We start from the raw sequence: 22,568 nt of genomic DNA on the forward strand, positions 1-22,568 counted from the left end.
GTTGTCCCGATGCTCCCGACGTTTCTGATTTCCCGGTCTTCCGCTGCCGACGGTATGCCTGCCCGCCTGCGCCGTGCGCGACCTGTTGTCCTGATCCGTGCGCTGCTCGCTATCGTGGCGACGGCTGCGGCGACGACGGTCTTCGCGCAGAACGCGCGCGTCGGCGTGTGGGCGACGGCACCGCAAGCGGTGGCGCAACATCCAGCGGCGCCGTCGTTCAACCGAGCGCCGGCCGTGGGCGGGCGTACCGTGCGTCAGATCGTCTATCCAACACTCTCGGGCGGTGAAGTGCGCGTGCGTTTTTCGAACGCTTACGGCACGCAGCCGCTGGTGATCGAGCGGGCGAGCCTCGCTGTGGCACTACGCGGCGCGGCTGTCGATGCCGGTAGTCTGCGCGAGATGACGTTCGGCGCTCAGCCGACGGCGCGGATCGCACCGGGGGCCTCGCTCGAGAGCGACCCGTTGCCGTTCGCAGTTCGCGCCGGAACGCCACTGGCGGTCAGCCTGTTCACGCGCGAAGCCACCCCCCCGACGACTTGGCACAAGATTGCGCAGGAGACGGCGTTTCTGAGTGGCGCCGGTGACTTTGTCGATGCGGCACAGGCATCGGCTTATCCGAAGCGCTTCACGAATACACTTTGGCTGGCCGGCGTCAGCGTGGTGCCGGAGCGGCCCGCACAAGCGATCGTCGCCATCGGCGACTCGATCACGGACGGCATGCGCAGCACGCTGAATGCGAATCGGCGTTGGCCGGATGGGCTGGCGCGGCGGCTCGAGAATGCCGGACGGCGCGATATTGCCGTGCTCAATCTCGGCATCAGCGGCAATCGCCTGCTGCACGATTCGGCCTGCTACGGCGAGCGGCTCGTCGCTCGCTTCCGGCGCGACGCGTTGGAACAGCCCGGCGTGCGAACCGTCGTCGTGCAAATCGGCATCAACGATATCAATTTCGGTTACGTGCTGCCCCATGCGGGGCTCGACTGCGATGTGCCGCATGTGATCGTGACCGCACCCGAGATGATCGCGGGGTATCAATCGCTGATCGCCGCCGCGCGCTCGCGCCACGTTCGCATCCTCGGCACGACCATCCCGCCGGGCAAACTGCCGCCCGAGCGCGAGGCGGTACGTGATGCGGTCAACCAATGGGTGCGAACGAGCGGGGCCTTTGACGGTGTCATCGATTTCGACGCCGCGCTACGCGATCCCGCCCAGCCCACGCGCATGTTGCCGCGTCTCGATAGCGGCGACGGCACCCACCCCAGCGATGCGGGCTACGCCGCCATGGCCGACGCCGTGCCCCTTCCGCTGGTCCTCGGCGGGGCGAAGTAAGCGCAAGACAGCGCGTTGTCAGCCCTCACGCCTTACGCCGATCGTGATGTGTTGCAGGCGCTCGACATCGGGCGAATGCAACCACGCCGGATGAGCGAGGCAGTGGCGGAACAGCGCAGTCGCGTCGTCTCCCCAATACAGCACCCCGTCGAACGCGAACGTCGGCACGCCAAACACGCCTGCGGCCATCGCGGCGTCGGTGTTTTCGCGCAAGGCGGCCTTGACCGCCGGAGCTTCCGTCAGGGCGACGGCTTCGTCGGCGCGCAGCCCAAGGCGTTCGCTCAGATCCTGCCAGCCCTGCGGGTCGGTGACATCGCGCCCTTCGGCCCAGATGAAACGGTAGATCGTACGCACCACGTCATGGGTCGCGCCGAGCGCTATCGCCAGGCGCAGTACACGGATCGGATGAAATGGGTGGACGGGCGGCATTCGGTACTTAATGCCGTCTTGCTCGGCGCGGAACTGCGCCATGCGGTACGTGAAGAGGCGTTTGTGCGGTGTCTCTGCGGGCCCCTGCGTTTGCAGATGCGCAAGGATCGCGCCGAGCACGATCGGCTTGAGGTCGATGTCGAGCCAGCGCGGCAGCGTGTCGAACCGCTCGAATTGCAGGTACGAGAAGGGAGACGCGAAATCGAAATACCACTGTGCGCGGCGCGCGGGGGTGTTGGCAGCTTGCGACATGGGGCTCGGTCTCCGGGGTAGGGGGTCTGATCGACGCTTCTCGGGTTTCGGAGAGTGTAGCGGCCCACGGCAGGGGTTGGTTTGCGGTGTCATGCGCCAACGAAGGCGCAAACGCGGGGGAACAACGCCTTCGATTCGGGACGTGACGTGCGGCGGAGATAATTATCGTAATTTTAGATAATTCGTATCCGATATAACGATTTTTATTATTGAATCGACGTTCGTAGACTTGTAGTCATTCCAGAAGAGAGGCTGCGATGACAACAAAAACCGATACGACTCACCCCCCCACGGCCAGCCGTCCCAACGCGCTGGTACCGGATCGTCAGAATCCGTGGGCAGGTCTGATTCTCTCGACCGTCATCGCATTTGTCGCGCTGTTGCTGGGGCGTCAGATGCCGTTGGTCGGCGGCCCCGTGTTCGGCATTTTGCTGGGTATCGTCGTTCGTAACGTGTTCTCGCCCGGTGCACGCTATGAAGCGGGTATCCGGTTCGCCTCGAAGTATGTGCTTCAGTGGTCGATCATCGCCCTCGGCTTCGGCCTGAGCCTGTCGCAGGTCGCCCATACGGGACTGGAGTCCCTGGCAGTCACGGCCGTGACGGTCACCGCCGCCGGTCTGTCGGCCTGGGCGCTGGGCCGCGCACTGGGCGTGGGCGGCAAGCTCAAGCTGCTCATCGGCATCGGCACGGCGATCTGCGGCGGATCGGCCATCGCGGCCGTCACCCCCATCATCAAGCCGGACGACCACGAAACGGCGTTCGCGATCTCGACGATCTTCCTGTTCAATATTGCGGCCGTGGTGCTGTTCCCGATGCTCGGTCACCTGTTGCATCTGTCCGATCTGGGATTTGGTATGTGGGCGGGTACGGCGATCAACGATACCTCGTCGGTGGTCGCTGCCGGTTACAGCTACAGCAAGACCGCAGGCGACTACGCGACCATCGTCAAGCTCACGCGTGCCACGCTGATCATCCCTATCTGCCTGGCGCTGGCGGCGATTGTGGCGTACCGCGCCAAGCGTGCCGGGGCCGCCAACTTCAGCCTCGCCCGCATCTTCCCGTGGTTCATTCTCGGCTTCCTGGTCGCATCGGGGGCGCGCACGGCGGGGTTTGTGCCGGCTGAACTGCAACCCTGGATTCACGATGCGGCCGAATTCCTGATCATCGTCGCCCTCACGGCCATTGGCCTGTCATCGAACCTGCGTCGCATGGCATCGACCGGCCTGCGTCCTATCCTGCTTGGGCTGGGCGTATGGGCCGCCGTGTCGGTGAGCAGTCTGGCGGTGCAACTGGCCATGGGGCAGCTCTGACGCGCCGGCAGACGGACGTCATGCTCAAGTAGGGCGGATCCGGCGGTCGAGCCGGGTTACGTCGCCTAGAATGGAATCACGGACGGCCGCGGGTCGTCCGTGATGCCTTTCGGGAGGCCGTCATGACAACGTCTTTTGGTGAGATGTGGTACACGATCGGTGCCCTGGCCGTGATCGTGCTGCTGGCCGGGATGGTGTGGGAGTTGGGGCTGTGGTGGACGCGACACCCCGATCATCGCGCGGTGCAACGAGTCGAGCACGCGTGGGCGAAAATTCGTCACCCTCGGCATTGATGGCCGGACATTCGGCGTTTCGGACCATTCGTGCAGGATTCACGCCATGCGGCTGACGCGTGTCGGCCGACGGAAGTGCGTTGGCTGCGCCGCTCAGTCCAGCTTCAAATGCTGCGGCACGTTGGGGTCCCAGCGTTCGAGATCTTCGAGCGGATAAGGTTTGCTGCCATGTAGCGCGCGCTTGATGCGGCTCTTGCCGCTGGGGCGGGGGACGTTAGGCAGCGCGGCACCGGCCGGCGTGCCGGCCAGATCGAGGTAGTCGCGCTTGAACTCGGCCTGCGTCATCCCCCACTTCATCAAGAACTCGCGACTGCCGCGATTCTTCACCACACGTCCGGTCGAGCGGCAGCCGAAGTGATACACGACGCTTTTGCCCACGATACGGAAGGTGCGGCAGCCGACGAGCCACAACTTCATCAGAAAGTCGTCGTCGCTGCTCATGCCCGGCCCGAATTCGATGCTGTAGCCGCCGACCAGATGCCATAGCCCGCGGCTCACCAGCGTGGGCTGCGTGGGCACGCCGTTCACGTCGCCGCGGTTCAGCGAGGCGGCGAAGGCCAGCAGGGCGGTTTCGTCAAACGTCTGCGGGGTCGTGCCGAAGTCGTGCGATACCACTTGTTTGCTGACGCCGGCGTTCGGTTCGATCATCACCGACGAGAGGTAATAGATCGGCGTGTCGAGCGTACGGGCGGCGTCGATGAGCGCGGTGTCCCAGCCGGGGGTGACGAACATGTCGTCGTTCAGGAAGAGCAACTGATCGTGCGATGCCAGTGGCGCAAGCTGATTCAGCGCGAGGCAGACCCCCACGTTGCCGACGCTGTGCGTGTGACGCAAGCCCTGTTCGCGAACCCACGCCAGCGTGCCGTCGCTCCCATCGTTGACGTGCACGAGGATTTCATGCGCCTCGCCGGAATGACGGCGAACACTATCGATGCAAAGCTTGAGGAACGGCAGGTTGTTCCAGGTCGGGATCAGGATGCTTAGCATGGGGGAGGGCATGAATGCCGGGCGACTGAGGCCTTGTCGTCGGCCGTGTCGACCGAAGGGTCGACAGGATAGGCGAAGGCTGCGAACAACGCCAACATCGTCGAGTAGAAACCGACGGTGACCTTCAGATTGAACGTCTCGACGGTCAAGCCGAAGATGGCAAAGGCAACGGCGGTCATCAGTCCCATGAGGGCGGCGCGCTGCTGGGCATGACCTTCGCGAATCCGGGCGGCGCGAATGAAGAAATAGGCAGGGCCAAGGTAGACGCCGAGAATGCACAACACACCCAGCAAGCCGTAGTCGACGGCGTAAGCCAGGATCTGATTGTGAACCTCGCCCTTGCCGTAGTCAGCCGCCAGCGGTGTCAACGTACCCGCCGCTGCCATCGCGGGCATGGCGTCTCGATAACCATGCGCGCCCAGTCCCAGCACCGGACGTTCCTCAATGAGCTTGCCCGCCGCTTTCCATAACTCAAGCCGGATGCCGACGGACGTATCGGGTTTGCCGGCCGCCAGACTCATCAGGTCGGTCCGGACCTCTTCAAACCGATCGCGAACCATTTGCGACGCGAAGGTGCTCGCCAGCAATAGGGCGGCGACGAGCGCGATCGCACGTCGACGTGACAGGCTGGACGGATGCCTATGCCATAGTGTCCAGACGGCCAGCAAACAAGGCAACGCAATCCATCCTCCTCGGGATTGGCTGGCCCAGGATGCGTATCCGCCCGCGGCGGCACCGAGCACCTTGAGGGCGACGATCCACGGCCTGTCATGCGATAGCCAATGAATCGAGACCAACGAGAGACTGCCAAGCAGCAACGCGATGTCGCCGAAATGAATCGGGTTCAGAAATGAGCTCTCGGCGCGTGCGGCGAGGAGGTCGGTCGTCGAGTACAACGCGAGGATGGCCGCCGCAATGGCCCCAACGCCGAAGGTCAGATCAATCCACTTCGGCATGACGTCGACAATTCGGCGTAGTCCGAAAAAAACGATGGCTGCGAGGAGAAAGCGCACGGGAGAGTCGAGCGTATTGGCGACGATCTTGCCGTGGAGCGTTTCGACGATCAGGACGGCGAAGAACGGCAGGCACAGCGAGAGGACGAACACGCGAACCGGGCGGTTCGTCTTGATAAGCGAGCAAACTTCCCCGCGCTGACGATCCGTCATGAGGATGACGGCGCCCAATGCCACGGTCAGGAACATGATCGTGTTCCCGCCACGCTGAATCGCGAGCGCTGCGGCGGGGAAAAGCACAATCAGCGCGCCGAAAATCTTCGCATAAAGATGCCGGTTCGCGAGAGGCACCGGCGCTACGGACTTGCTCATGGGATAACTGGCAGACTTCGGGAATTTGCTTTGCACGAAGTATGCCAGAAATGCTCGGCCTGCCCCATTTTCGTCGACGGTGCCGAGCCTCCCGGGCGCAAATGGGAGGTGACGGAAACACGAGCACTACAAATTCATCGCCCCCAGCACGCCGCACAGATGCAGCGCCACGTGAGTCCAGGCGGCTTCATCGTACGACTGGCCTTCGCGGGCCAGCCGCTGTGCCTCGTGAAAGGCGCGCCAGAGGGCGGCGGCACTCGACGGGGTGCCGCCGGCCAACTGATATTGGCGTTGCAGGGCCTCCGCCAGCCATGGCTGCTCATGGGCACAGGCCTCGGCGTACGCCTCGACCGCGACACGGGCATAAGGGTCGCCTGCGGGATCCAGCACGACCGGCTGGCGGGGGGCCGAGCGCGGGATAGCGGACAGGATGTGGCGCTCGACGGTGCTGTGGCGGGTGGCGTGATGTTTCATCAATGAAGATCTCGTCTCGTTGACCGCGCCAAGGCCGCTGGCGCGGAATCGCTTACGCGGACTCAGTCGCTTTCCATCTCTCGGATGAACAGCATGGCGGCATGCTTGGCCTGATCGATGCTGGTGAAGGTTCGGCCGTCCATCGGCCAAACGTCGACCAGCACCGCATAATTGCCGGGCTGATCGGCCTGCATGATGCGTATGTAATGCTGCCGGAACACGCAGCGAGCAAGTTCCACGGTCGGATGCGGTCGGTGGAAATGGGCGATGGCCATGACAGTCTCCAGAAATTCGGCCCTCCGGCCTCGACGGGCCGTTGCAAGACATCCAGCAAATCTCGTGCCAAGCCTCTCGAGATGATTAAGTGCATGATTTGTAAGGGGCGAGGTAACGCTTGCCACCGCCATCCGACATAAAACGTTACGGAAACGAAACACGGCGGGAACGCTCGGCCGTAACAACCTTTCGCGGATGTCCCATGCCAGGCCATTTCGGGTGCCGGTTTTCTGTTCCCGCTAGAATCAGGGACTCCCGGCACTCACCACCGCCCATCACACCGCATGAACCTGCGATTTCTCGAAACCTTCGTCTGGCTCGCCAAGCTGCGTAATTTCCGTCTGACGGCCGCACGTCTGCACACCACGCAGGCGGGCGTGTCGAGCCGGATCGCGTCACTGGAGCAAAGCTTCGGGGTGCGTCTGTTCGACCGCAGCGCCCGGGAGGTCACGCTCACGGCGGCCGGGCAGAAGGCGCTGGCGTATGCGGAGCGCATCGTCATGCTCGGGCAGGAGATGAAACGCGAGTTGACCGATCCCGACATGCCGCCGGGGGTGCTCAAGATCGGTGTGGTCGAGTCGATCGTACATAGCTGGTTTCCGGATCTGGCCGCGCGAATTCGCCACGAATATCCGCAACTCGAGATCGAAGTCACCAGCGAGACGACCATTCGACTTTGCAAGCAACTCGAAGCCGGTACGCTCGACCTCGCGCTGCAGACCGACGTTCTGCACGGTGCCGGCATCGAGAATTTGCCGTTGGCCGAATTTCCGATGCGCTGGGTGGCGAGCCCGAAGCTCAATCTCGAAGGCGAAACGCTCGATGTTGCCGATCTGGCGGCGTACCCGCTGGTGAGCTTTTCGCGCAACTCCGGCCCGCACAAGACCCTTGAACGCATGTTCTCGGTGGCGGCCGAGCGGCCCGTGCGCGTGAACTGCATGACCTCGGTCGCGGCCATCATCCGGCTGGTCGTGGACGGCTTCGGCGTGGCGATGCTGCCGCCAGCCATCATTCAGCGCGAACTGGGCGAGCACAGCCTGCATTTGCTGCGCGTGAACGCCCATTTCCCCAATCTCTCGTTCGTCGGGTCGTTCCGCCAGGGCGCACTGCTCGCCGAAAACGTGGCGCGCCTCGCGCAACGCACGGCCAGCGAGTTTGCCCTGAACATGGGGCCGGATATCGCCATCCCGCCCGCTGCCGCCATGACCGCCCCGGTCTGGGGCGCCACCGAATCCTGAGCCTTGCGCGCTTGGCGCTGACCCTCGCGATGCCGGGTGCGCACCTGCCCCGCGCAACCGGCGTCCGACATCGGTCATAAGAATTTGCTGTCGCGGCGAATTTGATTTCTTGTTGGACGCGTTTTCCCCCGTTTTGCACACTCGGCGAGACGGTCGACCCGCTTGTATGGCGTGTTGGCCGGCCTCCCGATTGTTGAAACCGATGGAATGCCTCATGACTGCGACTGCTCCCCGCGCCCAACTCTGCATCTGGACGAATATCGATCCGGCGTTCGACGCTGACTTCAACCGCTGGTACGACCGCGAACACATGCAGGAGCGTGTGGCCATCCCGGGCTTCCAGTTCGCTCGTCGCTTCAAGGCCCTGCACGACTGCGCGCGTCCCTACCTGGCGCTCTATTGCACGCAACACGCCGCGGTCTTCACCAGCGACCCTTACGCCCAAGCTTTCCAGCATCAGACCGAATGGTCGCTGCGCAACTTCGCGCGCATGCAGGGCACGCAGCGCCGTGTCGGCACGCTCGACGTCGAGGCGGGCGAAGGCCAGGGGGGCATGCTGGCCATGTTCGTGCTGAGCGAGGCGGTCGTCGCCCAGGCACATGCGCGGCTGGGCGCGCAGCTCGCCGAGCTCGCTCAGGGCGACGGTATTGTCCGCGCCACGCTGCAGGTCACCGTGCCGAGGCTGTCCGTCTCGCTCACCGCCAAGGACGCGCCGCTGCCACCTGCCGATGCCGTCGTAATGATCGAAGGCACGGACCAGGACGCGGTGCGCACCGCCGCGCAAACGCTCGCCGCCGCCTACGGGGTCCCGGCCGGTGAAGTCACCCGCTTTGCCATGTTGTGGCGTCTCGGCGCCAACGACGACTGACGTCCCGCCATCCTCTCGCGAGATCCGGCCGTCCGGTGGGTCCCGCAGACACTCTGGAGCCATCCATGACAACGTATTCCGATACCCGCGACGCTCGGCAAACCGACGCCGTCACCGCCTCCACCGCTGCCGCCACCGGCCATGCGAGCCCGAAAAAAGGGCGGCTCGCGACCGCCAGCATGGTAGGTACCACGCTCGAGTGGTACGACTTCACCGTCTACAACACGCTGGCGGCGCTGGTGTTCAACCATTTGTTCTTCCCGTCGGTCGACCCGCTGGTCGGCACCATTCTCGCCCTGTCGACCTATGCCGTGGGCTACGTGTCGAGGCCGCTTGGCGGCTTCGTGTTCGGCAACCTCGGCGACAAGGTCGGACGGCGCGCGGTGCTGGTGCTCACGCTCGTGGTGATGGGCCTGACGACCGGCCTGATGGGCGTGTTGCCCACGTACGCGTCGATCGGTATCTGGAGCCCCGTGTTGCTCGTGGCCCTGCGCTTCGTGCAAGGCGTCGCGCTCGGCGGCGAGTGGGCGGGTGCGGTGTTGCTGTCGGTCGAGCATGGCGATCAGCGCAAGCGCGGCTTGAATGCGTCCTGGACGCAAGTCGGCCCATCGTTCGGCACGCTGATCGCGACGGGCCTCATCGCGCTCATCACGCTGTCGATTTCACCTGATGACTTCCTCGCGTGGGGTTGGCGCCTGCCGTTCCTGCTGAGCCTCGTGCTGGTCGGCTTCGGTCTGTGGGTGCGTCGCGGTGTGGAGGAAACGCCGATGTTCGAAGCGATGCAGCACTCGGCGCGTCAGGCGGACATGCCGATTGCCGAAGTCTTCCGTTCGCACTGGCGTAACCTGCTGGTGGCCGGCGGCTCGCGCATCGGCTCGGACGTGCTCTACGCGATGCTGGTCGTCTTCACGCTGACGTATGTCACGGGAACGCTGCACCTCTCGCGTCCGCTCGCGCTCACGGCCGTGCTGGCCGGCACGGCGTGCAACGCACTGACGGTGCCCCTGTTCGGCGCACTGTCCGATAAGCTGGGTCGCCGCCCGGTATATGGCTTCGGTGTGCTGTGCGCGGTGATCTGGGCATACGGCTTCTTCGTGCTGCTCAATACGTCCCACCCGGCACTGATCGTGCTGGCGGTGGTGATCGGATTGGTGATTCACGCGATCATGTACGGGCCGCAGGCGGCCTTCGTCACCGAGCAATTCCCGACGCGGGTGCGCTACGCCGGTTCGTCACTGGCCTATACGCTCGCGGGGATTCTCGGGGGCGGCTTCGCACCGCTCATCATCGTGACGCTTTACAAGACATACGGCACGACGATTTCGGTGTCGCTGTACGTCACGCTGGCGCTCGCCGCCACGGCCGTCGCGCTCCTGGCCGCGCGCGAGACGGCACACCAGCCGCTCAAAGACTAAGGGGACCGGCTTCCCGAGTCAGGCTCACGGCACGCCCTCGGGCGTGCCGTTTTCGTTTGGCGGGCGCCTAGTGGAACGTCGATGCGGCAGGGGCCTGGCACAGCGCGGTCAGTCCGGCCAGATCGCCACGCTGCGCGAGTTGATGGACCTGCCGCGCAAAGCCATCGAGTGTCGGCACGTGATCGCTCAGTTCGCGTGCCCATTCCATCAGGTCGGTCATGGCGCCCATCGCGATCAACTGCCGGGCCTGGCGCAAATGCTCGCATGACGGACTCGCCCAGGACGTATCGCGCATCGGGCTCGCCTCGTCCCGGTCCGCGCCGCCTTCGTGCGCATCGGTACGCGCCAGACCGAGCAGGCGCGCGAGCGCGTTGCGCAGGTCGGCGAGTTCGATGGGCTTGAGCAGGCACGCGTCGTAACCGCTGCCCTCGACCATCTGCGGCGAGGCGGAAACGGCCAGCACGGGCACGTCGGGCCAGCGGCGGCGCGTGGCATGCGCCACGGCCAGCCCGTCGGCGTTGGGCATCATGTGATCGGTGAGCACGAGGTCCGGCGCCGTCTGATGCGCATTGCCCAGCGCGGCGATGAGCGCCACGCCATCGCCGAACGTGCGCACCGTGAAGCCCAGGCTCGCGAGTTCGTCATGCAGGAATTGCCGGATCTCCGGTGAATCTTCGGCGAGCCAGACGTGGCGCCCATGACCGTCGATCGGGGGCAGCGTATGGGGCGCGCCGGTGGGCCATGGCGGCACGAGATCGGCCTCGCGCGCCACGCGCAACGGCAACGTAAACGCCACGCGCGTACCGACATCGGGCGTGCTGTCGACGGTGATCGTGCCACCCATGCGTTCCACCCATTGGCGCACGATGGCAAGCCCGAGGCCCACGCCGGGCAGGCGTCGCGCCCGGTCGAGTCTCGCGAACGGTTCGAAGACGCGCGGCAGGTCGTGCTTGGCGATGCCGCAGCCAGAATCCTCGACGCCGAAACAGACCTGCATGAGATCGGCGCGCGTCGCGTCCGGCGTCGCTGAAAGCGAGAGGGTGATCGTTCCGTTGGCGGTGTACTTCGCCGCGTTGTCCAACAGATTTCCGAGCACCTGACGCACGCGCTTGGCGTCGAACGCGAGCAGCGGCGGCAGCGGCGCACTCACGTCGAGCAGGAAGGCGTTACCGTGCTTGCTGGCGAGACTCATGCCCTCGTGCGCCACGCCGTCGACGAACGCATGGGTGTAGACCGGCGCGACATGCAGCGGGTCGGCCGCGCCGCCGCTCGCGTATTCGATCAGGTCGTTGATCATGGCAAGCATGTGATGCGCGCTGCGGCGGATGATGCGTCCGCGGTCGGCGTCTTCGCGCCCGCCCGACTGCACCAGGTCGGCAAAGCCGATGATGGACGTAAGCGGCGTGCGCAGATCGTGACTGATGCGTGCAAGGAAGTCGCTCTTGGCGCTGTTGGCTTCGTCCGCGGCGATCAGGGCGGCCTGCAACTCGCGCGTGCGTGCGTCGACGGCGTTGGCGAGCCGTGCCTGCTCTTCGCGACGCGTCTGCAACACTTCGCGCTGCGCTGCGCGCTGTTCGCGCACGAGTTCGCGCGAACGTCCCGCCACGAGCATGGTGAGCATGAGCAGCACGGAGATGTTCGTGCTCCACGCCATCGCGGTATTGGCCAGCCAGTCTTCCGGCAGCAGGCCGTTGATGATCGCCAGCCGCCAGAACAGCACGAGGCAACCCGGCGAGAACGACAGCAGGCACAGCCGCGCGTTGGCGAAGCCGCGTCGCCAACCGTCTGCCAGCGACGCGACCCAGATGACGTTGAAGACCATGAGCAGTTGCAGGTGCGTGAACGCCGCCGCCCGATGATCGCCAAGTGCGACCCAGACGGCCATGACGGCCATGAGCCCGATCATGACGCGATACGTCCAGCGCCAGAGCCGCACGCGGTTCAGTCCGGCGAAAATGGTCACCATGGCGCTGAAGCACGCCACGGTCAGCGTCGAGAAGAAACTCGGCGCCCGCACGACGCATTCACCCCCTTGCGGCAGGAGATAGCGATACAGGAAGCCCTGAAACGCCATGTCCTGCGCGACCTGCGTCATCGTCGTGAGCGCGAGCAGCACGAACACGGGATCGCGTCGCGCAATGCCGAGCACGAGGGCGTACATCGCGACGGAAAGCATGGACCCCACCAGCAGCATGGCGATCATCGCATTGCGCGATTCGGCCAAGCGAAAGTCGTCCGGCCGCCAGAGCTGCGGCACCATGCTCACCGACGATCGCGATTCGACGCGCACAAGGAATGTCAGATGCTCGCCCGGCGCAAGCGTGATGGGGAAGACGGAGGTCTCCGACGTGATCGGGTGTCGGTCGAGCGGGACGGTGTGACCGGCCCGCCACCGGATCTCCGGCTCACGGCTGCCGACCGACATCGCGTAATAGCGCACGTCTTCGAGCCGCACGATGCCGACGCTCAACCAGCGCGTGAGCGGTGCCGTGCCGCGATTCTCGACACTGCCCGACAGCCAGAACGCCGAGCGGCTGTAGCCCGGATTGAGCATGCGCGGGACGACCTGTCGCCAACCGGGCGCGGCCAGCGCCTGCGCGGCGTCGAGGCGACCGGACGGGTCTTCCAGCAAGCGCAATTGGGTGTCGAGCGCCAGCGGCGACGCCGCGTGCGCGAGATCGATGGGCGCGCTCGACGCAGGGGAGGGCGGTGCGGCCATGCTGGCACTGGCGCGCAGTACCAGGGCGACGAGGATAGCCGTCAGGGCCACCCAGACGACGACTGTCCGGCGCAGCCCATGCGTCGGCAGGCTCAAGGGCAAGACGTTCATGGGGCGGGCGGTGCCCCCGCGGTCTCGGACAGGTGTGGGACTTGCGCGGCCTGCTCGCGAAAGCCGCTTGGCGGCATGCCGAAGCGCTCGCGAAACGCGGTCGCGAAATTGGCGGCGCTCGCGAATCCGACGGCGGCCGCGATGTCCTGCACGTCGAGCGACGTCTCCGACAGCAAGCGGCGCGCTTCCTTCATGCGCTCCTCGCGCAGAAAGTCGAACACGGTCACGCCGACGCACCGTCGAAACGCCAGGTTGAGTCGGCGCGTGTTGGTGCCCACCGCGCTGGCGAGGCCGGCGAGTTCGGGCGTGGCGTCGAGACGGTCGAGCAGCAACGCGCGCGTGGCGCGAAACAACACGGCGTCGAGCGTATGCGCTTGCACGGGCAGCGGCGCGAGCTTGCTGCCGTCGCCGGCAGCGCTCGGCACTGGAACGGGCGTCGTTGCCTTCAGGTGGATCGACAGACGCAGGCGCACCTCTTCGAAATCGTAAGGCTTGGTGATGTAATCCACCGCGCCGGCCGTCAGTCCCGCCACACGTTCGCCGGGCAGGGCGGCCGCAGTCAGGAAGATCAGCGGAATGTGCCGGGTGCCGGGGTCGGCTTTGAGCAGGCGGCAGGCGCCAAGCCCATCGCACACGGGCATGCGGATATCCATGAGAATCAGGTCGGGCTGCACGGTGCGGGCCTTGGTGTAGCCGTCGCGTCCGTCGTGCGCGATGTAGACGCGACAACCCTGCTGGCTGAGGAAGTCCATCAGCAGCATGCGGTCTTCCTGGTTGTCGTCGACGATGAGCACGCGCGCGCCCGACAACTGACGGGCATGCGGTGTGGCCGGCCATGCGTCGGCCGAAGGAAGGGCGACATGCGTGGCAAGCGGCTGTGGGGACAGGGGGCGATCGCTCATGATGGCCGCCATTCTTTCACATTCGTTCGATCGCGCTGCGCCGGGGTGGCGTGCGTGTCGGCGGGGGGTAAATAAATTTCCGTCGGGCAAACGTCATGTGCCGTCGGGCAAAGGTGCGATGATCGCCGGCGCGAGCGGCTCAGGTAAGGTCATTCGTCGGGTTCGTCGGGGCGAAGACCGGTGTGGGGCGATCGGGGGGTCGTCTACCGCCGGCGTGTCCCGTAGGGCGAGCCCGGCCCCCCCGGGGGGGCCGGCAAACGACACGAGCGCACACCCAAGGGCGGGCTTACTCCTGCGGCGTCCAGACGACGTTCGCGCCCACCGAGCACAGGTTCTCGACGAAGCGCGGATGCGCGCGCCGGATCGGATCGGCGTTCTTGATCGTCGATTGCCCGTCGATGCTGGCCGCCACCATCAGCAGCGCAATCGCCACGCGGATGATGTACGGACTCTCCACGACGGCGGGCGAGAGCGGCACGCCACCGAACGTGATCAGGCGGTGCGGATCGGACTGGAACACATGGGCGCCGAACTTCGACAACTCGGTCGACCAGCCCATCGCCCCGTCATAGACCTTGTTCCAGAACATGGCGCTGCCTTCGGCCTTCACCCCCAGCGCGATAAAGATCGGCAGCAGGTCGACCGGGAAATACGGCCAAGGCGCAGCTTCGACTTTCGTGAGGATGTTCTGCGTGAACGGCGCTTGCACCTTGAGCTTGCCCTGCGCGGTGGCTGTCGACCAGCCGTCGCGATGCTCGACTTTCACCCCGAACTTCGCGAAGGTGCGGTCGATGAGCGGGAACTGGTCCGGCGCCGTGTTCTTGACCGTGATTTCGCCGCCGGTGATGGCGCCGAGCGCCAGAAACGTCGTGATTTCATGGAAGTCTTCGGCGAAGCGGAATTCGCCGCCGCCGAAGCGCTCCACGCCTTCGATCGCGAGCTGCGACGTGCCGACGCCCTCAATGGGCACGCCCAGCATCTGCATGAAGCGGCAGAACTCCTGCACGTGCGGCTCCGACGCCGCGTTATTCAATTGCGAGCGGCCCCTGGCCGTTGCCGCGCACAGCACGAAGTTCTCCGTGGTGGTCACCGACGCGTAATCGAGCCAGTGATGGATCGCGGGGCGCGCCTCGTCCGCGTGGATGAGCAGCGAGCCTTCGGTGCGCTCGACACGTCCGCCGAAATGCCGCAGCACTTCGATGTGCGGATCAATCTCGCGTACACCGAGCGTGCAGCCCTTGATGTTGTCTTCGATGCGCGCGACGCCAAAACGCGCGAGCAGCGGCGGCACGAGCATGATCGACGAGCGCATCTCTTCCGGCAGATGGTCGGTGCGCGGATCGAAGCGGGTATCGCGATGGTGGATGTCGAGCGTGCCGGCGCCGAAATCGACGTTCACCTCGCTGCCGAGCTGACGGAAGATGTCGAGGATCTTGCGAACGTCGGTGATCTCGGGCACGCCGATGAGGCGCACCGGCTGATCGGTAAGCAGCGTGGCGCACAGCACCGGGAGAACGGCGTTCTTGTTGGCGGAGGGGGTGATGCGGCCGCGTAGCGGCTGGCCGCCGTGGACTACCAGATGGGACATGGGCTTCCTTCGGGCTTCGTGCTTGAGTGTGTCAGGCGGGGGCGAAAGTAGCGGGCGGGCGCAGGCCCGTCGCGAACAGGCGCAATATACCCCCGATTCAGGGGAGTGTGCCACGCGACCCCCATGCCCGTGGCGGGATTGCCGCGCCGCTTGACGGGCGACGGCTCGGCGTGTCGTGGGGGGCGCCATCGCGGCGCCGGGGAAAACCTACGCCCCCGTGCCCGCAAACGCCTCGGCAAAAATGGCGCGGAAGTCAGGCGTCTCCGCGGCGGCGGCGCGGGTGAGCACGCGTGCTTCGAGTTCGTCGAGGTGCGCCGTGGCGAGCGCAATCGCCGCCTGCGTCTTGCCGTCACGCAACTGGCCGACGAGTTGGGCGTGCTCCGTGGGCGCGCAATGCATGAATTCCGCCGGATCGTACAGCGCCTTGTAAAGCTCCGTCTTGGCCACGAGCTGGCGTGCAAACGTATCGAGTTCGACACTCTGCGCCATGCCGATCAAGGTCAGATGAAACTCGCCCGCCAGGCGAATCGAGCGCTCGTGCGTGCCGTGCGCATGCGAACGGGCTTCCAACGCGACGTGCGCGTCGAGCGCCGCGAGCTGCGACGCACTCAATTGCCCGCAAAGGCTCGCAATCACACCGCTCTCCAGCACGCGGCGGGCGCGGTAGGTCTGCCGGATGTCGTCGAGCGACGGTTGCGGGACGAACGCGCCCCGGTTGGGTTCGAGCACCAGCTTGCCTTCGAAGCCGAGCCGGGCGAGCACCTTGCGCACGGCGCCGCGGGTGCAATCGAGCGCCTGCGCCAGGTTGCGCTCGCGCAGCGGCATGCCCGGCCGCAGCTTGCCGGAGAGCAGCGCCTGCGAAATGGCCGTGTAGACGCGCGCCTCGATCTGCTGTCCCGCGCTGCCCGACGTGCCGTCGTCGCCGGCCGCCAGGCCCGTGGCGGTCTCGGTCGCGGCTTTGGGGCGTGACGCGTCGCGCGGCGACGCCGGTGCTGCAGTGCGGCTCAAGCCTCATCTCCTGAATAGACGCGGTTCGCGTGGGTGTGGGGCGCATTGTACCCGGCCCCCTTCGCCTGTCGGCGCTGCCTCCCGGAAAACCCTCGGTTTCGGCTGTGCCGCGATTGCAACCTTGCATTTCGGCAAATCGTTGCCGATAATGGTCAACAAACACGGTTAACCATTTGTTTGTGTTTGGTTGATGATATGGCAAATCGATCTAATGCGCCATGACACCGGACACCACCGAATTGGCCAAGCCAGCGGGGCGCCCACGGCGACGTGGGTGCGGCCGACCATTGAATTTCCTAGGGTCTGGAGACGTCATGAAACCTGTGCATTGCCTGGCCGCGCTTCCCATCGCGGCGTTTTACAGCGGCGGTTGGCTGGCCGAACATTTGGGCACCCGTTTGGCGGGGCTGCCTTTCCTGATGGCGTGGAATATCGTTTGGCTGCTGCTCACGTCGGCGGTCATGGTCGTGATGTTCCGCTTCGACGGTTCGCGCGAGTCTGCGCAGGATGCGCGCGAACACGACGGAGCGACATCATGAACGCCGCCCTGACCGTCATTGCGGCGTTCCTCGCTTTTGCGCTCTTCATCGGACTGCGCGCGCGGCGCGGTCGCACGATGAGTCTGGAGCAGTGGGCCGTGGGTGGCCGAGGCTTCGGCACGCTGCTAGTCTTCCTGCTGATGGCCGGCGAGGCGTTCTCGACCTTCACGTTCCTCGGCGCGAGCGGATGGGCGTACAGCAAGGGGCCCCCCGCCTTCTACATCCTCGCTTACGGCGCGCTCGCCTATCTGCTCGGCTACTGGATGCTGCCGGCGGCGTGGCGTCACGCAACGCGACATGGCTGTGTGTCGTTCTCCGACTTCTTCGCGACGGCCTACCGCTCGCGCGCGCTGGGTGTCGTCGTCTCGGTAGTCGCCGTGCTCGGCATGAGCGCGCTGCTGATCATTCAGTTGCGCGGACTGGGCATCATCGTGTCGGAGGCGTCGTACGGCACGGTTCCGCCGGTGGTCGCGATCTGGTGCGGCGCGATCGCGATGGTGGTGTACATCACGGTGTCGGGCATTCACGGTTCCGCGAGCATTGCGATCTACAAGGACATCCTGATTCTCGTCATTGCCGTGTTCCTCGGCGTCTATCTGCCGCTGCATTACTTCGGCGGATTCGGCGAGATGTTCGACCGCATCGAAGCGGCGCGGCCGGGCTTTTTGCAGATGCCCACAAGCGGCCTGACGCTGTCCTGGTACAACTCCACGATTCTGCTCACGTCGCTGGGTTACTACCTGTATCCGTACGTGTTCACGTCGGTGTACGCGGCCAAGACCGAGAACGCCGTGCGCAAGAACACGATTTTGATGCCGCTGTACCAGATGGTGATCGCGTTCATGTTCTTCGTGGGCTTCGCGGCCATTCTGCAAGTGCCGGGCCTGACCGGCGCGGATTCGGATCTGGCGTTGCTGCGCATCGTCAAGCAGACGTTTTCGCCGTGGTTCGTGGGCGTGATTGGCGGCGTTGGGGTATTGACCGCGCTCGTGCCCGGTTCGATGATCCTGCTCAATGCGTCGACGCTGATCGCGAAGAACATCTACCGCGACGGCTTTGCGCCGCATGCGAGCGATGCCTTCGTGGGCAAGCTCGCCAAGCGTGTGCTGCCGGTCTTCGGGCTGGTGGCGGTGGGCTTCGTGTTGCGTGGCGGGGCGACGTTCGTGGCGCTCGCGCTCTTCGCGTCGAGCCTGCTCACACAACTGTTCCCGTCGTTCGTGTCGAGCTTGTTGCCGCGTCCATTCGGCAACAAGTACGGTGCCTTCGCGGGGATCGGCGCCGGCGCTGTCGTGCTGGCGGCGGCGGTCGGATTCGACGTCACCCTGCGCACGTTGATGCCGGGCGCATCGGATACCGTCGGATCGATCAACATGGGGCTGGTGGCGCTGGCGGTGAATGCGCTGACGTTCGTGGTCGTGAGTCTGCTCACGCGCTCGCGCAACGTGGCGGCAGGCGTCCCGCAGGGCACCTGACAGGAAGCATTGAGGAAGGCATGACAACACTGGACATTCGCAACGCGCGCGGCCTCGATGGCGTGCCGCTCGACGTACGCGTCGAGAACGGACGGATTGCGGCACTTGCGTCGTCGTTGCCCGGCGCGCCGGGCAACGGCATCCGTCTGATCGATGCGGGCGGTGCGCTGCTGCTGCCCGGTCTCGTCGAGGCACACACGCATCTGGACAAGACCGTCTGGGGCATGCCGTGGTACGAGAACGCGTGCGGCTCGCGGCTGATCGAGCGCATCGACAACGAACGTCGGTGGCGTGCCGAGAGTGGGCATGACGCGGGGGCCGCGTCGCTCGCCCTCGCGCGAGCATTCCTCGCGGCGGGCACCACGCGGCTGCGCACTCACGTCGACATCGATACCGACGCGGGCCTGCGTCATCTCGACGGCGTACTCGCCACGCGTGAAGCGCTGGCGGACACCCTCGACATGCAGATCGTGGCGTTTCCGCAGTCGGGCGTATTGGATCGCGAGGGCACCGTTGCCTTGCTCGACGGCGCGCTCGCGCGGGGCGCGGACGTGCTCGGCTGGCTCGATCCGTGCGCCATCGATCGCGACCCGAAGGCCTCCCTCGACGCCATGTTTGCGCTGGCCGACAAACATGGTTGCCCCGTCGACATCCATCTGCACGAGCCGGGCGAGATGGGTGTGTTCTCGCTCGAACTGATGCTTGAGCGCATCGCGGCGCTTGGCATGCAAGGCAAGGTCGTGGTGTCGCATGCGTTTTGCCTGGGCGAGTTGGACGCCGCGCGCGCCGAGACGATGCTCGCGCGCCTGGCCGATGCCGGCGTCGCGCTGATCACCACCGCGCCGCCGTCGCGTATCGTGCCGCCGCTCATGGCCTGCCGGCGAGCCGGTGTGCCGCTGGCGGGCGGCAACGACGGCATTCGCGACACGTGGACGCCCTATGGCTCGCCCGACATGCTCGAGCGCGCCATGATGATCGGGCTGCGCTACAACCTGCGTCGCGACGATGAACTGGACATAGCGCTCGATTGCGTCACCGATCAGGGGGCGAGGGTCTGTGGGTTCGACGACTACGGCCTGCGCGTGGGCGCGCGCGCCGACCTGGTGCTCGTCGATGCCGTGAATGCTGCGCAGGCCATCGTCACGCGTGCGCCGCGCCGCTGGGTGGTGGCGAACGGGCATGTGGTGGTCAGCGACGGTGTGGCGGTATGACACTCTGGCTGGCCATCGTCGCGGTCGGGCTGACGCTCCGGCCGACGCTCACGTCCATCAGTCCGCTGCTGCCGCAAATCCGCGAGGCTACCGGGATGACCTATCCCGTGGCGGCGTTGCTCACGTCGCTGCCGGTGCTCGCAATGGGCGCGGGTGCCTTTGCGGCGAGCGGGCTGACGCGCCGCTGCGGTGAGCGAAGTGGAGTGCTGCTCGGACTGGCGGCGCTTGCGCTCGCCTGCGGCATGCGTTTCGTGGCCGACGATACCGCCACGATGATCGCCACGGCGCTCGCGTCGGGCATCGGCATCGCCGTCATCCAGGCGCTGCTGCCCGGCGTGGTGAAGGCAAACTACAGCGCGGCGCGCATGACGGCGATGATGGGTTTGTACTCGGCGGCGCTCATGGGCGGTGGCGGACTTGGCGCCGCAATCAGTCCGTGGGCGGCGTCCGAGGCGGGCGACTGGCGTGTCGGGCTGGGGATGTGGCTCGGCGTTGTCTGCGCGGCCGCGCTGGCCTGGTGGCGTGCGCCGCTGGTTCAGGCGGTGGCGGCACCACCGGGGGCCGTGACGTCGGCGGCGGATCTGCGCGCGGCGTGTCGGGCGGCGGGCGAGCGTGTTGCGTCGGCGACCGGCGCTGCGCCGTCGATGTTTGTGTTGCTACGCAAGCGTCGCGCCTGGACACTGGCCGTGTACTTCGGTCTCATCAACTGCACCTATACGACCATGGTCGCTTGGCTGCCCCCGTTCTATCAGCAACACGGCATGAGTGCGACGCGCAGCGGGGCATTGCTGGCCGGGCTGACGGCCTGTCAGGTCGCCGCCGCACTGACGCTGCCCTGGCTGGCGCGCCGTCACGCCGATCGCCGTCGCTGGCTCACGCTCGCGCTTGCGTCCACGCTTGGCGGACTCATCGGGCTGGCGCTCGCACCGGTCGCCGCCGCGTGGGCGTGTGTCGGCGCCATCGGTTTCGGGTTGGGCGGCACCTTCTCGCTTGGACTCGTGCTTGCGCTCGATCATCATGCGCATCCGCGTCATGCGGCGGCGCTGGCGGCGTTCATGCAGGGCGTGGGCTTTTGCATCGCGGCGCTGGCGCCGTTCGCCGCTGGCGCGGTGCTCGATCGCACGGGCAGCTTCACGCCGTCGTGGATCGGACTCATCATGCTCAACGTTGCGTTGATCGCGCTGACGTGGCGCTTCGATCCTGCGGGCTATGCGTCGGCGCTTCGCTTGTCGCGCGACACGCCCGGCGGTCACCCTCAGCGCGCATGAGGCGCGCTGAATGCGCGCTCGACGCTCACTCGAAGCGCGCGCCCGGCGTATGCGCCGCACCTCTCGCGCGTTGCGCACGCGAGACACGTATCCCTTAGGCAAAATTCCTGCGGAGTCCCTACGCAATCCGCGCTAAGATGGTTCGTCGTGTGATGTCGCAGCGGGACGTCGGCGCGAGACCGTGATGCCTGGCCGATCGGCTGGATTCGGCCGGGCGCGTGCACCGCTGGATACCAAGGGAGAACGGATGCTCGGAATGTCGCGCGGGGCCGTGGGTCGATCGTTCGGGACGATGCTCGTCGCGCTCGGTGCCTGCAGTGTCGGCGTGGCCTTGCTCGCGTCGTTTCCCTCTCTGGCCGCGGCGGCGGACACGATCGTGCCACGGCATCCGACCCTCGACGCCGCACCGACCGCGGCGCCTGTTTCCACGCCGAAAGCTTCCTCGCCGCCGACCGGCATCGACCAGCGCGTGCCGCGCAGCGATGGGGCGTATGCCAATCTTCATGTCTTCCGACCCTCCTTGGCCTGTCGTGGCGTGGCGGTGCTGAGTCCCGGGGCGGGCGACGACCGCGACGCGCTTTCCTGGTTGGGCCGGGCGCTCTCGCAATATGGGTGGCTGACCGTGACCATGGCTCACAAGGAAAGCGGGCACGACTCCTTGCGCGATCGGGTGCGCAGCGGTGGATTGCGCGATGGTTTGCTGGCACTCACTACGGATCCCGAAGCTTACGGCGACCGTCTCGAAGACACCGGGGCGGCGCTGCACTGGGCGCGAACGCAGTGCCGCGCGGGACCGGCCGTCTTCGCGGGGCACTCCATGGGGGCGGCCACCGTGATGATCGAGGCCGGTGCGAAGAACAAGCTCGGGCTCGACAGCAACGACCGTTTCGATGGCTACATCGCGCTCTCCCCGCAGGGGCCCGGCCCGATCTTTCCGTCGGGCGCCTGGCATGACATTCGCAAGCCCGTCCTGTTGGTGACCGGCACACGTGACGCACCACTCGATGGCAAGTGGCAGACGCGCACCGAGCCCTACGCAGATCTGCCTGCCGGTTGCCACTGGCTAGCGGTCGTCGACAGCGCCACGCATTTCAATTTCGCCGGTTTCGGCTATGGTCACGGTGACATCGAGGCCAAAGTGCTGCCGCTGATCCAGCGGTTTCTCGACAACGTGCGCACGCAACGGTGTGCCGTCCCCACGCCGGCGACCGGTGTGAAATTCGAGGCGAAGTAACGCGGGTCCGTGCCCGCCCGAGGGCGAGCCGCTTCCGGATGCCGTCAATCGAAGAACCGCTGCGGCATCGGCCGTGTGGGCAGGGGGAATGGGCGGGAAAGGGCGGGAAAGGCGGTGAAAGCCTTCCGTTTTGCCTATCGGTCACAAATCGTCACAAATTTGTGATGCGCCTGGAGCAGTGTCCCAGCGGACGATTGAGATAATGTGAGTGCCCGCTTCGAAGCTTTTGCGGATGTATCTTTCGTCAATCGGTAAATGAGCGGGTAAAATTGCGCGTTCGGCGCAAGCTGGCTACGGTCGGCACGCGCGTTTCACGCTAT

General features: G+C 65.8%; 20 protein-coding genes. 11 read left to right on the forward strand and 9 right to left on the reverse strand.

Annotation, left to right across the window (positions count from 1 at the left end; all coding sequences use genetic code 11):
- Positions 1–54: 54 nt before the first annotated feature.
- Positions 55–1,329 (forward strand): SGNH/GDSL hydrolase family protein, encoded by a 1,275-nt coding sequence (locus PCE31106_RS14025; RefSeq protein WP_150563666.1) that lies wholly within the window; start codon positions 55–57, stop codon positions 1,327–1,329.
- Between the two features lie 18 nt (positions 1,330–1,347).
- Here PCE31106_RS14025 and PCE31106_RS14030 read toward each other — a convergent pair whose 3' ends face one another.
- Positions 1,348–2,010 carry a 2-hydroxychromene-2-carboxylate isomerase gene (locus tag PCE31106_RS14030; protein WP_150563667.1) on the reverse strand — a complete coding sequence of 221 codons (663 nt, stop codon included), beginning with the start codon at positions 2,008–2,010 and terminating at the stop codon, positions 1,348–1,350.
- A gap of 257 nt (positions 2,011–2,267) precedes the next feature.
- Between PCE31106_RS14030 and PCE31106_RS14035 the strand changes: the two genes are divergently transcribed.
- A complete protein-coding gene (locus PCE31106_RS14035; RefSeq protein WP_017231530.1) occupies positions 2,268–3,320 on the forward strand; it encodes a YeiH family protein in 1,053 nt (350 codons plus the stop codon).
- Between the two features lie 122 nt (positions 3,321–3,442).
- Entirely contained in the window at positions 3,443–3,613 is a 171-nt protein-coding gene (locus tag PCE31106_RS24010; protein ID WP_174975192.1) for a hypothetical protein, read from the forward strand.
- Between the two features lie 93 nt (positions 3,614–3,706).
- Here PCE31106_RS24010 and PCE31106_RS14040 read toward each other — a convergent pair whose 3' ends face one another.
- The 4 genes from PCE31106_RS14040 to PCE31106_RS14055 all read right to left on the reverse strand — a co-directional run bounded on the left by PCE31106_RS14040 (position 3,707) and on the right by PCE31106_RS14055 (position 6,674).
- Positions 3,707–4,600, reverse strand: coding sequence for a glycosyltransferase family 2 protein (locus PCE31106_RS14040; RefSeq protein ID WP_150563668.1), 894 nt, complete (start codon positions 4,598–4,600; stop codon positions 3,707–3,709).
- Positions 4,594–5,925 carry an O-antigen ligase family protein gene (locus PCE31106_RS14045; RefSeq protein ID WP_150563669.1) on the reverse strand — a complete coding sequence of 444 codons (1,332 nt, stop codon included), beginning with the start codon at positions 5,923–5,925 and terminating at the stop codon, positions 4,594–4,596. Before PCE31106_RS14045 ends, PCE31106_RS14040 begins: the two co-directional genes overlap by 7 nt.
- Before the next feature lie 126 nt (positions 5,926–6,051).
- Positions 6,052–6,399, reverse strand: coding sequence for a hypothetical protein (locus PCE31106_RS14050; protein WP_017231533.1), 348 nt, complete (start codon positions 6,397–6,399; stop codon positions 6,052–6,054).
- A gap of 62 nt (positions 6,400–6,461) precedes the next feature.
- On the reverse strand, positions 6,462–6,674 hold the full coding sequence (locus PCE31106_RS14055; RefSeq protein WP_017231534.1) for a hypothetical protein: 213 nt from the start codon (positions 6,672–6,674) through the stop codon (positions 6,462–6,464).
- Between the two features lie 285 nt (positions 6,675–6,959).
- Here PCE31106_RS14055 and PCE31106_RS14060 point away from each other — a divergent pair, with 285 nt between their 5' ends.
- The 3 genes from PCE31106_RS14060 (at position 6,960) to PCE31106_RS14070 (ending at position 10,196) form a co-directional block, all read left to right on the forward strand.
- The gene (locus PCE31106_RS14060; protein ID WP_150563670.1) at positions 6,960–7,913 is read left to right on the forward strand and encodes a LysR family transcriptional regulator; all 954 of its coding nucleotides are present in this window, start codon (positions 6,960–6,962) and stop codon (positions 7,911–7,913) included.
- Positions 7,914–8,127: 214 nt separating this feature from the next.
- Positions 8,128–8,781 carry a DUF4286 family protein gene (locus PCE31106_RS14065; RefSeq protein ID WP_150563671.1) on the forward strand — a complete coding sequence of 218 codons (654 nt, stop codon included), beginning with the start codon at positions 8,128–8,130 and terminating at the stop codon, positions 8,779–8,781.
- A gap of 65 nt (positions 8,782–8,846) precedes the next feature.
- Positions 8,847–10,196 (forward strand): MFS transporter, encoded by a 1,350-nt coding sequence (locus PCE31106_RS14070; protein WP_150563672.1) that lies wholly within the window; start codon positions 8,847–8,849, stop codon positions 10,194–10,196.
- Between the two features lie 67 nt (positions 10,197–10,263).
- Here PCE31106_RS14070 and PCE31106_RS14075 read toward each other — a convergent pair whose 3' ends face one another.
- The 4 genes from PCE31106_RS14075 to PCE31106_RS14090 form a co-directional block, all read right to left on the reverse strand.
- A complete protein-coding gene (locus PCE31106_RS14075) occupies positions 10,264–13,026 on the reverse strand; it encodes a hybrid sensor histidine kinase/response regulator (RefSeq protein WP_150563673.1) in 2,763 nt (920 codons plus the stop codon).
- On the reverse strand, positions 13,023–13,928 hold the full coding sequence (locus tag PCE31106_RS14080; protein ID WP_302476054.1) for a response regulator transcription factor: 906 nt from the start codon (positions 13,926–13,928) through the stop codon (positions 13,023–13,025). Before PCE31106_RS14080 ends, PCE31106_RS14075 begins: the two co-directional genes overlap by 4 nt.
- A gap of 286 nt (positions 13,929–14,214) precedes the next feature.
- The gene (locus PCE31106_RS14085; protein WP_017231540.1) at positions 14,215–15,516 is read right to left on the reverse strand and encodes a UDP-N-acetylglucosamine 1-carboxyvinyltransferase; all 1,302 of its coding nucleotides are present in this window, start codon (positions 15,514–15,516) and stop codon (positions 14,215–14,217) included.
- A 207-nt stretch (positions 15,517–15,723) separates the two neighbouring features.
- On the reverse strand, positions 15,724–16,524 hold the full coding sequence (locus tag PCE31106_RS14090; RefSeq protein WP_254441051.1) for a GntR family transcriptional regulator: 801 nt from the start codon (positions 16,522–16,524) through the stop codon (positions 15,724–15,726).
- Between the two features lie 314 nt (positions 16,525–16,838).
- On the opposite strand from PCE31106_RS14090, the gene PCE31106_RS14095 reads away from it, so the two are divergent.
- From PCE31106_RS14095 to PCE31106_RS14115, 5 genes are all read left to right on the forward strand, one after another.
- On the forward strand, positions 16,839–17,063 hold the full coding sequence (locus PCE31106_RS14095) for a DUF3311 domain-containing protein (RefSeq protein WP_017234774.1): 225 nt from the start codon (positions 16,839–16,841) through the stop codon (positions 17,061–17,063).
- The gene (locus tag PCE31106_RS14100) at positions 17,060–18,535 is read left to right on the forward strand and encodes a sodium:solute symporter family protein (RefSeq protein ID WP_017234773.1); all 1,476 of its coding nucleotides are present in this window, start codon (positions 17,060–17,062) and stop codon (positions 18,533–18,535) included. The genes PCE31106_RS14095 and PCE31106_RS14100 overlap by 4 nt, the downstream gene beginning before the upstream one ends.
- A gap of 20 nt (positions 18,536–18,555) precedes the next feature.
- The gene (locus PCE31106_RS14105; RefSeq protein ID WP_150563674.1) at positions 18,556–19,746 is read left to right on the forward strand and encodes an amidohydrolase family protein; all 1,191 of its coding nucleotides are present in this window, start codon (positions 18,556–18,558) and stop codon (positions 19,744–19,746) included.
- A complete protein-coding gene (locus PCE31106_RS14110; RefSeq protein WP_150563675.1) occupies positions 19,743–21,014 on the forward strand; it encodes an MFS transporter in 1,272 nt (423 codons plus the stop codon). Before PCE31106_RS14105 ends, PCE31106_RS14110 begins: the two co-directional genes overlap by 4 nt.
- A gap of 247 nt (positions 21,015–21,261) precedes the next feature.
- A complete protein-coding gene (locus PCE31106_RS14115) occupies positions 21,262–22,248 on the forward strand; it encodes an alpha/beta hydrolase family protein (RefSeq protein WP_017232466.1) in 987 nt (328 codons plus the stop codon).
- Positions 22,249–22,568 lie beyond the last annotated feature (320 nt).

The sequence above is a fragment of the Pandoraea cepalis genome (assembly GCF_902459665.1).
In the GTDB taxonomy this organism is placed as follows: domain Bacteria; phylum Pseudomonadota; class Gammaproteobacteria; order Burkholderiales; family Burkholderiaceae; genus Pandoraea; species Pandoraea cepalis.

Excerpts from the sequence above, each read along its gene's own strand:
- PCE31106_RS14025 (WP_150563666.1), top strand. The coding sequence starts at position 55 with ATGCCTGCCCGCCTGCGCCGTGCGCGACCTGTTGTCCTGATCCGTGCG.
- PCE31106_RS14030 (WP_150563667.1), bottom strand. The coding sequence starts at position 2,010 with ATGTCGCAAGCTGCCAACACCCCCGCGCGCCGCGCACAGTGGTATTTC.
- PCE31106_RS14035 (WP_017231530.1), top strand. The coding sequence starts at position 2,268 with ATGACAACAAAAACCGATACGACTCACCCCCCCACGGCCAGCCGTCCC.
- PCE31106_RS24010 (WP_174975192.1), top strand. The coding sequence starts at position 3,443 with ATGACAACGTCTTTTGGTGAGATGTGGTACACGATCGGTGCCCTGGCC.
- PCE31106_RS14040 (WP_150563668.1), bottom strand. The coding sequence starts at position 4,600 with ATGCTAAGCATCCTGATCCCGACCTGGAACAACCTGCCGTTCCTCAAG.
- PCE31106_RS14045 (WP_150563669.1), bottom strand. The coding sequence starts at position 5,925 with ATGAGCAAGTCCGTAGCGCCGGTGCCTCTCGCGAACCGGCATCTTTAT.
- PCE31106_RS14050 (WP_017231533.1), bottom strand. The coding sequence starts at position 6,399 with ATGAAACATCACGCCACCCGCCACAGCACCGTCGAGCGCCACATCCTG.
- PCE31106_RS14055 (WP_017231534.1), bottom strand. The coding sequence starts at position 6,674 with ATGGCCATCGCCCATTTCCACCGACCGCATCCGACCGTGGAACTTGCT.
- PCE31106_RS14060 (WP_150563670.1), top strand. The coding sequence starts at position 6,960 with ATGAACCTGCGATTTCTCGAAACCTTCGTCTGGCTCGCCAAGCTGCGT.
- PCE31106_RS14065 (WP_150563671.1), top strand. The coding sequence starts at position 8,128 with ATGACTGCGACTGCTCCCCGCGCCCAACTCTGCATCTGGACGAATATC.
- PCE31106_RS14070 (WP_150563672.1), top strand. The coding sequence starts at position 8,847 with ATGACAACGTATTCCGATACCCGCGACGCTCGGCAAACCGACGCCGTC.
- PCE31106_RS14075 (WP_150563673.1), bottom strand. The coding sequence starts at position 13,026 with ATGAACGTCTTGCCCTTGAGCCTGCCGACGCATGGGCTGCGCCGGACA.
- PCE31106_RS14080 (WP_302476054.1), bottom strand. The coding sequence starts at position 13,928 with ATGAGCGATCGCCCCCTGTCCCCACAGCCGCTTGCCACGCATGTCGCC.
- PCE31106_RS14085 (WP_017231540.1), bottom strand. The coding sequence starts at position 15,516 with ATGTCCCATCTGGTAGTCCACGGCGGCCAGCCGCTACGCGGCCGCATC.
- PCE31106_RS14095 (WP_017234774.1), top strand. The coding sequence starts at position 16,839 with ATGAAACCTGTGCATTGCCTGGCCGCGCTTCCCATCGCGGCGTTTTAC.
- PCE31106_RS14100 (WP_017234773.1), top strand. The coding sequence starts at position 17,060 with ATGAACGCCGCCCTGACCGTCATTGCGGCGTTCCTCGCTTTTGCGCTC.
- PCE31106_RS14105 (WP_150563674.1), top strand. The coding sequence starts at position 18,556 with ATGACAACACTGGACATTCGCAACGCGCGCGGCCTCGATGGCGTGCCG.
- PCE31106_RS14110 (WP_150563675.1), top strand. The coding sequence starts at position 19,743 with ATGACACTCTGGCTGGCCATCGTCGCGGTCGGGCTGACGCTCCGGCCG.
- PCE31106_RS14115 (WP_017232466.1), top strand. The coding sequence starts at position 21,262 with ATGCTCGGAATGTCGCGCGGGGCCGTGGGTCGATCGTTCGGGACGATG.